Source organism: Siccirubricoccus deserti (assembly GCF_014283215.1).
Classification (GTDB): domain Bacteria; phylum Pseudomonadota; class Alphaproteobacteria; order Acetobacterales; family Acetobacteraceae; genus Siccirubricoccus; species Siccirubricoccus deserti.
Genome location: NZ_JACOMF010000113.1, coordinates 1 through 7391 on the forward strand (window position 1 = coordinate 1; position 7391 = coordinate 7391).

8 protein-coding genes are annotated in these 7391 nt (G+C 67.5%); 4 read left to right on the plus strand and 4 right to left on the minus strand.

Going from position 1 to position 7391, the window contains the following annotated elements; all coding sequences use genetic code 11:
* Window positions 1-419 precede the first annotated feature (419 nt).
* Entirely contained in the window at window positions 420-1700 is a 1281-nt protein-coding gene (locus tag H7965_RS27855; protein WP_186773795.1) for a solute carrier family 23 protein, read from the plus strand.
* A 173-nt stretch (window positions 1701-1873) separates the two neighbouring features.
* Here the strand turns inward: H7965_RS27855 and htpG are convergent, their stop codons facing one another.
* Window positions 1874-3700 carry a molecular chaperone HtpG gene (gene htpG / locus H7965_RS27860; RefSeq protein ID WP_186773800.1) on the minus strand — a complete coding sequence of 609 codons (1827 nt, stop codon included), beginning with the start codon at window positions 3698-3700 and terminating at the stop codon, window positions 1874-1876.
* A 166-nt stretch (window positions 3701-3866) separates the two neighbouring features.
* Between htpG and H7965_RS27865 the strand changes: the two genes are divergently transcribed.
* Window positions 3867-4133, plus strand: a complete 267-nt coding sequence (locus H7965_RS27865) for a hypothetical protein (RefSeq protein ID WP_186773796.1) — start codon at window positions 3867-3869, stop codon at window positions 4131-4133.
* Window positions 4134-4440: 307 nt separating this feature from the next.
* A complete protein-coding gene (locus tag H7965_RS31435; RefSeq protein WP_261394416.1) occupies window positions 4441-4572 on the plus strand; it encodes a hypothetical protein in 132 nt (43 codons plus the stop codon).
* Between the two features lie 55 nt (window positions 4573-4627).
* On the opposite strand, the gene H7965_RS27870 is transcribed toward H7965_RS31435, so the two are convergent.
* The 3 genes from H7965_RS27870 to H7965_RS27880 are packed head-to-tail and all read right to left on the minus strand — an operon-like array spanning window position 4628 to window position 7162.
* Window positions 4628-5431 (minus strand): MetQ/NlpA family ABC transporter substrate-binding protein, encoded by an 804-nt coding sequence (locus H7965_RS27870; RefSeq protein WP_186773797.1) that lies wholly within the window; start codon window positions 5429-5431, stop codon window positions 4628-4630.
* Window positions 5432-5444: 13 nt separating this feature from the next.
* On the minus strand, window positions 5445-6107 hold the full coding sequence (locus tag H7965_RS27875; protein WP_222440859.1) for a methionine ABC transporter permease: 663 nt from the start codon (window positions 6105-6107) through the stop codon (window positions 5445-5447).
* Entirely contained in the window at window positions 6104-7162 is a 1059-nt protein-coding gene (locus H7965_RS27880) for a methionine ABC transporter ATP-binding protein (protein WP_186773798.1), read from the minus strand. Before H7965_RS27880 ends, H7965_RS27875 begins: the two co-directional genes overlap by 4 nt.
* 76 nt (window positions 7163-7238) lie before the next feature.
* Between H7965_RS27880 and H7965_RS27885 the strand changes: the two genes are divergently transcribed.
* The coding region (locus H7965_RS27885; protein ID WP_186773799.1) for a transposase at window positions 7239-7391 on the plus strand (153 nt) is incomplete at its 3' end.

Below are 7391 nucleotides of genomic sequence, written 5' to 3' on the forward strand. Positions count from 1 at the left end.
ACCACTGCGAGGCGTGGTCACCTCCGTGGTCCAGCACCATCCGTACCGCTCGCTGCCGCACCTCAGGCGAAAACCGGTTCGACGTCTTCTTCGTCATGGCTCCAACCTCTCAAGGTTTGAAGCCTCCGGCAAACCCGGGGCGGTTCAAACGATACTGCACCCGTCAGCCTGCCCGCCCTGGCCCAATGACGCGACGACCCAGCCCGCAAGAGAGCACAACTCCTACACCACGCAATGGGGCACGGATCCGGCCGGCGGGCCACTTCTACGGGGGAGGTCAGTACGCGTCGCTTACCAAGATGGCCGGAGCCGGAAAAATCGAGCGTGGATACCCGGGCAGTCTGCTTCGGCTGCTCGGCTCGCCTCTTGCGCTGTGATGACGCCTGCATGCCAATCATAGGACAACGTGAAGGTGAGACATGCTGCGCTGGACTGAACGGGAATTGACGGATACGGCCGCCGTGGCGCCCGATGAGCGCCTGCCCTGGCCGCAGACCATCGCGATGGGCCTTCAGCATGTGGTGGCCATGTTTGGCGCAACCGTGCTTGCCCCGCGCCTCATGGGCTTCGACGCCAATATCGCCGTCCTGATGAGCGGCATCGGCACGCTGCTCTTCTTCTTCATTACGCGAGGCAAGGTACCGAGCTATCTCGGCTCCTCCTTTGCCTTCATTGCGGTCGTTCTGGCGACGACCGGATTCTCGGGCGGAGGCCCAAATCCCAACATCGGGGTCGCCCTCGGCGGCATCATCGCCTGCGGCGTCGTGTACACGCTGATCGGGCTGGTGGTCATGGCCACCGGCACGGGCTGGGTTGAGCGGCTGATGCCGCCAGTCGTGACAGGTACGGTGGTTGCCGTCATCGGCCTGAACCTCGCCGCCATTCCGGTGAAGAACATGGCGCCGACAAGCTTCGATGCCTGGATGCAGGCGCTGACCTGCCTGGTGCTGGCGCTGGTGGCGGTCAAGACACGCGGCATGGTGCAGCGACTGCTGATCCTGGTCGGCCTCATCCTGGCCAGCTTGGTCTATGCCGTGCTGACGAATGGCCTCGGCTTCGGCGCGCCCATAGACCTTGCGCCAGTGGCGACCGCGCCCTGGCTGGGGATGCCGCACTTCGCCTCGCCGGTCTTTTCCGCCCCGGCCATGCTGCTGATCGCTCCCGTCGCCATCGTGCTCGTGGCCGAGAATTTGGGGCACCTGAAGGCCGTTGCAGCGATGACCGGACGGGACATGGACCCGCATATAGGTCGCGCCTTCGTGGGTGACGGCGTTGCGACGGTCCTGGCTGGCGCCTCGGGCGGTACGGGCGTGACCACTTATGCCGAGAACATCGGCGTCATGGCGGCGACCCGGGTCTACTCGACGGCGGTCTTCGTGGTGGCGGCTCTGACCGCCGTGCTGCTGGGCTTCTCGCCAAAGTTCGGCGCGCTGATCCAGGCCATCCCGCTGGCGGTGATGGGCGGGGTCTCGATCGTGGTGTTTGGTCTGATCACTGTCGCCGGGGCAAGAATCTGGGTGGACAATCGAGTGGATTTCTCCCAGCCGGCCAATCTGATGACCGCCGCCATCGCCCTGGTGCTGGGCACGGGCGACTTCGCCTTGCGCTTCGGCGACTTCGCACTGGGTGGCATCGGCACCGCCACCTTCGGTGCCATCCTGCTGCACGCGCTCCTCCGTCGGCAGGGCCGCGCGCCCTAGCCTGGCCATGCCGAACCTTTGTAAGGTACGTGCCAGGATGGAGACGGGTTAGCCACACTCCGCGCACGTCATCAGCCCGCGCTGCTCGTGCACCGGCTCGATCACGCATCCGCACGGCCCGCATGGCAAATGCGGGCCGCACATAGGCGGTCGTCAGGCCAGTAGGAAGGGAGTCAGGCCAGGTCGCTGGCGAGCGACGCCGCGACCCGGCGGGCGAAGCCAGCCGGATCCCTCGGGCTGTCGCCATCCTGGATGCGCGCGAGGTCGAGCAGGACTCCCGCCGTCTCGGCCAGTTCCGCCTGCGGCATCCCAGGATCAGCCAACCTCCGGATCAGCGGGTGGCGCGGATTGACCTCCAGCACCGGAAGTCCTGCCCCAAGGCCGCGGCCGGCACGGCGCATCAGCCGCTGCATCTGCAGATCGGGGCCGTATTGCGGTGCGGCAAGGACGGCAGCGCTCTCCACCAGCCGGTCAGTCGCGCGCACCTCGCTGACCTCGTCCTTCAGTGCATCCTTCAGCAGGGAAAGCAGACCGGTAACATCGGCCGGTGCCTCGCCGGCATCGGCACCACCCGCGATCTTGGAAAAATCTATCGTGCTCTGGGTGATGCTGCGGATCGGCTTGCCCTCGAACTCCGGGAGCCTTTCCGGCCAGAATGCGTCGATGCCGTCCGACAGCAGCAGCACCTCCACACCCTTCGCGCGGAAGCCCTCCAGCTGCGGCGACTTCGCCAGTGCCGCCGGGTCGTCACCGACCAGGATATAGACCGCCTCCTGGCCCTCCTTCATCCGTCCGACGTACTCGGTCAGGGACGTCCAGCCCTCGACCGCGGAGGAGCGAAAGCGCAGCAGCGCGGCGACCTCCTTGCGGTGCTCGGCGTCCTCCCAGACGCCTTCCTTCAGGACCGGTCCGAAGTTTTCCCAGAACCTGGCGTAGTCCTCCGTGTCCTTGGCGCGCGTTTTCAGCTCGGACAGCACGCGGTTGGTCACCGCCTTGCGGATACGGGCGAGCACAGGCGTGGCCTGCAACATCTCGCGGCTGATGTTGAGCGGTAGGTCCTCGGTGTCCACCACACCCTGAACAAAGCGCAGCCAGGGCGGCAGCAGCCCGGCCTCGTCGGTGATGAACATGCGGCAGACGTGCAACCGTACCTGGCTCTGCCGCTCGCCCTCGACCGCCTGGAAAGGCTTCATGCCAGGCACGAAGAGCAACGCCGAGAAGTCCAGGGCACCCTCCGCACGCCAGTGCAACGTCGCCCAAGGCTGGTCGAAGGCATGCGCGACATGGCGGTAGAATTCGGAGTAGGCCTCCTCCGTGACCTCCGCCTTCGGCTTGCGCCAGAGCGCCGTGCCCTCGTTCGCCGGCTCGTCCTTCCCATCACGGGCGACGGTGATCGGGATGGTGATGTGGTCCGCCCACTTTCGAATGATCGCCTGCAGCCTGAAAGGCTCGAGGAACTCCTCGGCGTCCGCCTTCATGTGCAGGACGATGTCGGTGCCGGCGTCCTCCCGCGCGGCGGGGGCGAGGGTGTAGTCGCCCTTGCCCTCCGAGGCCCAGGTCCAGGCCTCCTCCGTGCCGGCACGGCGCGAGGTGACCTCGACCCGATCGGCAACCATGAAGGCGGAATAGAAGCCGACGCCGAACTGGCCAATGAGGCTTGGCTTGTCGGCGGCGGGCGCCTCGGCCAGCGACTTCGCAAAAGCCAGCGTACCGGAGCGGGCGATGGTGCCGAGGTGCTGGGCGAGTTCGGCCTTGGACATCCCGATGCCGGGGTCGGAGATGGTCAGCCTGCGCGCCGCCTTGTCAGGAAGGATGCGGACCTTGGCCTCGGCGGGCAGGGTCAGGAACTGGTCGGTCAGCGCCTCGAACCGGCGCCGGTCCACTGCATCGGCCGCGTTGGCCACCAGTTCGCGCAGGAAGATCTCGCGATCGGAGTAAAGGGCATGGACGACCAGATCCAGGAGGCGCCCTACCTCGGCGCCGAATTCATGCCGCTCCAGGGTCTCGCTCGCCGCTCATCCTCATGATTTGCTCTTCGGCGACGGCGATATGTGCGAGGAACGGGAGCGTTTCAAGCGGGCCGAGGCGTCGTGTACGGCCGCTGCGGAAAGCAAAAATGCACCATCCGAAGCTTAGTGGTGCATCCGGCAAGTCGATGGAGTTCTTTTGAGCCTGGGGCGTTGGGGCTGGTGCTGGCCGTCCCTGAAGTTCGGCCATGATCATACGGCCGCCCTGAGCCTGCCCGCCGAGTTGGGCCTGGCTTTGGCCTCATGGACACGGGATCGCCTGGTCACCCATCTCGCCGATCAGGGCTTTGGCATGCGGCGCAGCTGGGTCAGCGAGGTGCTCCTGGCCGAGGGGCTCAACTGGCGCCAGGAGGAGACCTGGTTCGGTGCACGGGTCGATCCGGGCTTCACGCCTGGAAGAGGGTGATCGAGCAATTCTACACCGCGCTGCCAGAAGGCGGCGTAGCCGTCTGCCTCGACGAGATGGGGCCGCAGGCAGCAAGCGCTAACTCGGGCAGCGGCCGGTCAGGCCCGCCGGGCCCCAGGCGAAGCGGGCCAAGCAGGAGATCGACCATGGCTGGCGCGATGTCGCGGGCTACGTGTCTGGCGCCCTGCAACCGGCCACGGGTGCCGCGTTCACCGCACCCTAAGAGCGCCGCACCACGGCGAACCGGGTCGACTTCCCGGGTCAGGCGGAGGGTTGGATCAGCGCCGCAGCCGGGCGGGTCTGCGCCGTGATCGACAACCTCAACATCCACGGTGTGACTGACGTACCACTGGTCGCGCTCGCCCGCCCGCGCTGGAAAATCGTGTTCCAGCCGAAGGATGTGACCAATCGATGGCAAGACCGACTGGATCTGCGATAGGAACCGGGAAGCGAAACCCTGGGCAGCTGCGCTTCCACTGTCGTAGCGGCCCGCCTCATCCGCCCGGGATCACCGCCCCACCGAAGCGCGATTCTACAAAGGCTCGCACCGCCGGATTGCGGTAGCCTTCCGTGAGGCGACGCGCCCAGGGCTTCTCCGCGTCGGCACGGCGCACCACGACGAGCACGGTGTAAACGCTCTGCTCTGTCTCCCGCGCCAGCGCATCCTTCAGCGGGTTCAGCCCGGCCGGCACCGCGAAATTGCCGGTGATGGCTGCGGCATCCACATCCTCCAGCGCCCGCACGATCGAGGCCGCCTCCAACTCGACAATCCGCAGCCGCTTCGGGTTCTCGGCGATATCGGCGATGGTCGCCCGGTGATCGACGCCGGGGCGCAGCTTGAAGGCGCCGGCCTCGGCGAGCAGCAGCAGGGCACGGCCGCCATTCGTCGGGTCGTTCGGAATGGCGATGCGCCCACCCTGCGGCAAGGCGGCGATGCTGCGATGCTTGCGGGAGAAGACCCCCATCAGGGTCAGCACCGTCTTCCCCACCGGCACGAAGTCATAGCCGCGCTGGGCCCGCTGCGCCTCCAGGAAGGGCAGGTGCTGGTAGGCGTTTGCATCCAGATCGCCGGCTGCAAGCGCCGCATTGGGCTGGATGAAGTCACCAAACTCCACGGCGCGTGTGATAAAGCCGTCCTGTGCCAACACCTCCCTCACCTTCTCAAAGGTTTCGGCATGCACGCCCTGGGTCACGCCGACGCGCACCGGCCGGGCGGTGGTGCCGAGGTCAGCCGCCTGCGCCGCGGCAAGGCCGGGCAGCAGCGCAGGCAGCAGCAGCAGGGGAGGGCGCGAAATCATGAAGCCTCTCCTATCAACGGCGGGACAGCCGGCGCACCAGCCAGTCCCCCAAGGATTGCAACCCCTGCACCAGCAGGATCAGGATGATGACGACGGTCGCCATCACCTCCGGCATGAAGCGCTGGTAGCCGAAGCGGATGCCAAGATCGCCGAGGCCGCCGCCGCCCACCGCCCCGGCGATGGCGGAAAACCCGACCAGCGAGACCAGGGCAACCGTGACCGCGGCAATCAGACCCGGTAGCGCCTCCGGCACCAGCACCTTCCAAACGATCTGCAATCGCGTCGCCCCCATGGCCCGCGCCGCCTCGACGACGCCGGGATCCACCTCGCGCAACGCGTTCTCGAACAAGCGGACGAGGAAGGCGGTCGCCGCCAGCGCCAGCGGCACGATGGCGGCACCGGTCCCGATGGAGGTGCCGGCGACGAGGCGGGTAAAGGGGATGATCGCCACCATCAGGATGATGAACGGCGTCGAACGGACCGCGTTCACCAGCAAGCCGAGCGGCCGGTTCAGCCAGGGCCGGGCACTCAGCCCGCCGGGCCCGGTCGCGTGCAGCAGCAGGGCGAGCGGCAGGCCGCAGACGACCGCGATCAGGGCGCTGACCCCGACCATGATCAGTGTCTCCCAGAAGGCCTCAAGCAGCAGGTCCTGCAAGGTCGGCGTCAGCCAGCTCATGCCGCCAGCTCCTCGACGGTTAGGCCGAGACCGCGCATCCAGGCGATAGCCTCCTCCAGTGTCGCAGCGGTCGCATCGGCCGAGAGCACCATGACGCCGAAAGGCTCGCCGCCGATCGCGTCGATCCGGCCGGCCAGGATATTGAGCGCGATGCCATGCCGGCTGGCCACCTCGCCAATGATCGGCCGCGTCGCATGCGGGCCGCGGAACAGCACCCGCAGCACCCGGCGTTGCAACCCTGCCGCCGGCGCGGGCAGCCGGGCGAGCGCCGCCCGCGGCACCGCATCGCCCACCGCCTCCGCAACGAAGCGACGCGTCACCAGGGTATGCGGCATGGTGAAGACATCGATCACCCGGCCAGCCTCGACGACCCGCCCTGCCTCCATCACTGCCACCCGGTCGCAGATGCTGCGCACCACGCCCATCTCATGGGTAATAAGCAGGACGGTCAGCGCCAGGCGATCGCGCAGGTCGCGGATCAGCGCCAGGATCTCGGCTGTGGTCTCCGGGTCCAGCGCGCTGGTCGCCTCGTCGCAAAGCAGCAGGCGGGGGCCGGAGGCCAGCGCCCGGGCGATGCCGACGCGCTGCTTCTGCCCGCCCGAGAGCTGCGCCGGATAGGCGTCCCGCTTCGCCTCCAGGCCGACCAGCGGCAGCAGCTCCGCCACGCGCCGCGCCCGGTCGGCGCGAGGCAGCCCGGCGATCTCGAGCGGAAAGGCGACATTCTCCGCAACGGTTCTGCGGTGATGCAGGTTGAAATGCTGGAACACCATGCCGATACCGCGCCGTGCCTGGCGCAGCCCGGACTCGTCCAGCGCCAGCAGGTCCTGGCCGAGCACCGTGATCTGCCCCTCATCCGGGCGTTCCAGCAGGTTCACGCAGCGAATGAGGGTCGATTTCCCAGCGCCGGACCGGCCGACGATGCCGAAGATCTCGCCGGCCCCGACCTGCAGCGAGACATCGTCGAGCGCCACCGCACCGCCCGCGGCGAAGCGCTTGCGAAGGCCGGCAAGGGCAACGGCCGGGGCGGCGGCCAGAGGTTCGGCAAGGTCGCGCATGGGCTTGGGGTGAGGTGGTCCCCGGATTTCGGACAGGTGGGTAAGCTCGGTTCGCCTGTGAGAAGGACGGACCCGGATGACGGGCAAGCGGATGCGGTATTCGGCGGATTTCAAGGCGAAGGTTGCTTTGGAAGCGCTGCGGGGTGAGTTGACGACGGCGCAGCTGGCGGCCAAGCACGGCATTCACCAGACCATGGTGGGCGAGTGGAAGCGACAGGCCATGGAGGGG

Excerpts from the sequence above, each read along its gene's own strand:
- H7965_RS27855 (WP_186773795.1), top strand. The coding sequence starts at position 420 with ATGCTGCGCTGGACTGAACGGGAATTGACGGATACGGCCGCCGTGGCG.
- H7965_RS27870 (WP_186773797.1), bottom strand. The coding sequence starts at position 5,431 with ATGATTTCGCGCCCTCCCCTGCTGCTGCTGCCTGCGCTGCTGCCCGGC.
- H7965_RS27875 (WP_222440859.1), bottom strand. The coding sequence starts at position 6,107 with ATGAGCTGGCTGACGCCGACCTTGCAGGACCTGCTGCTTGAGGCCTTC.
- H7965_RS27880 (WP_186773798.1), bottom strand. The coding sequence starts at position 7,162 with ATGCGCGACCTTGCCGAACCTCTGGCCGCCGCCCCGGCCGTTGCCCTT.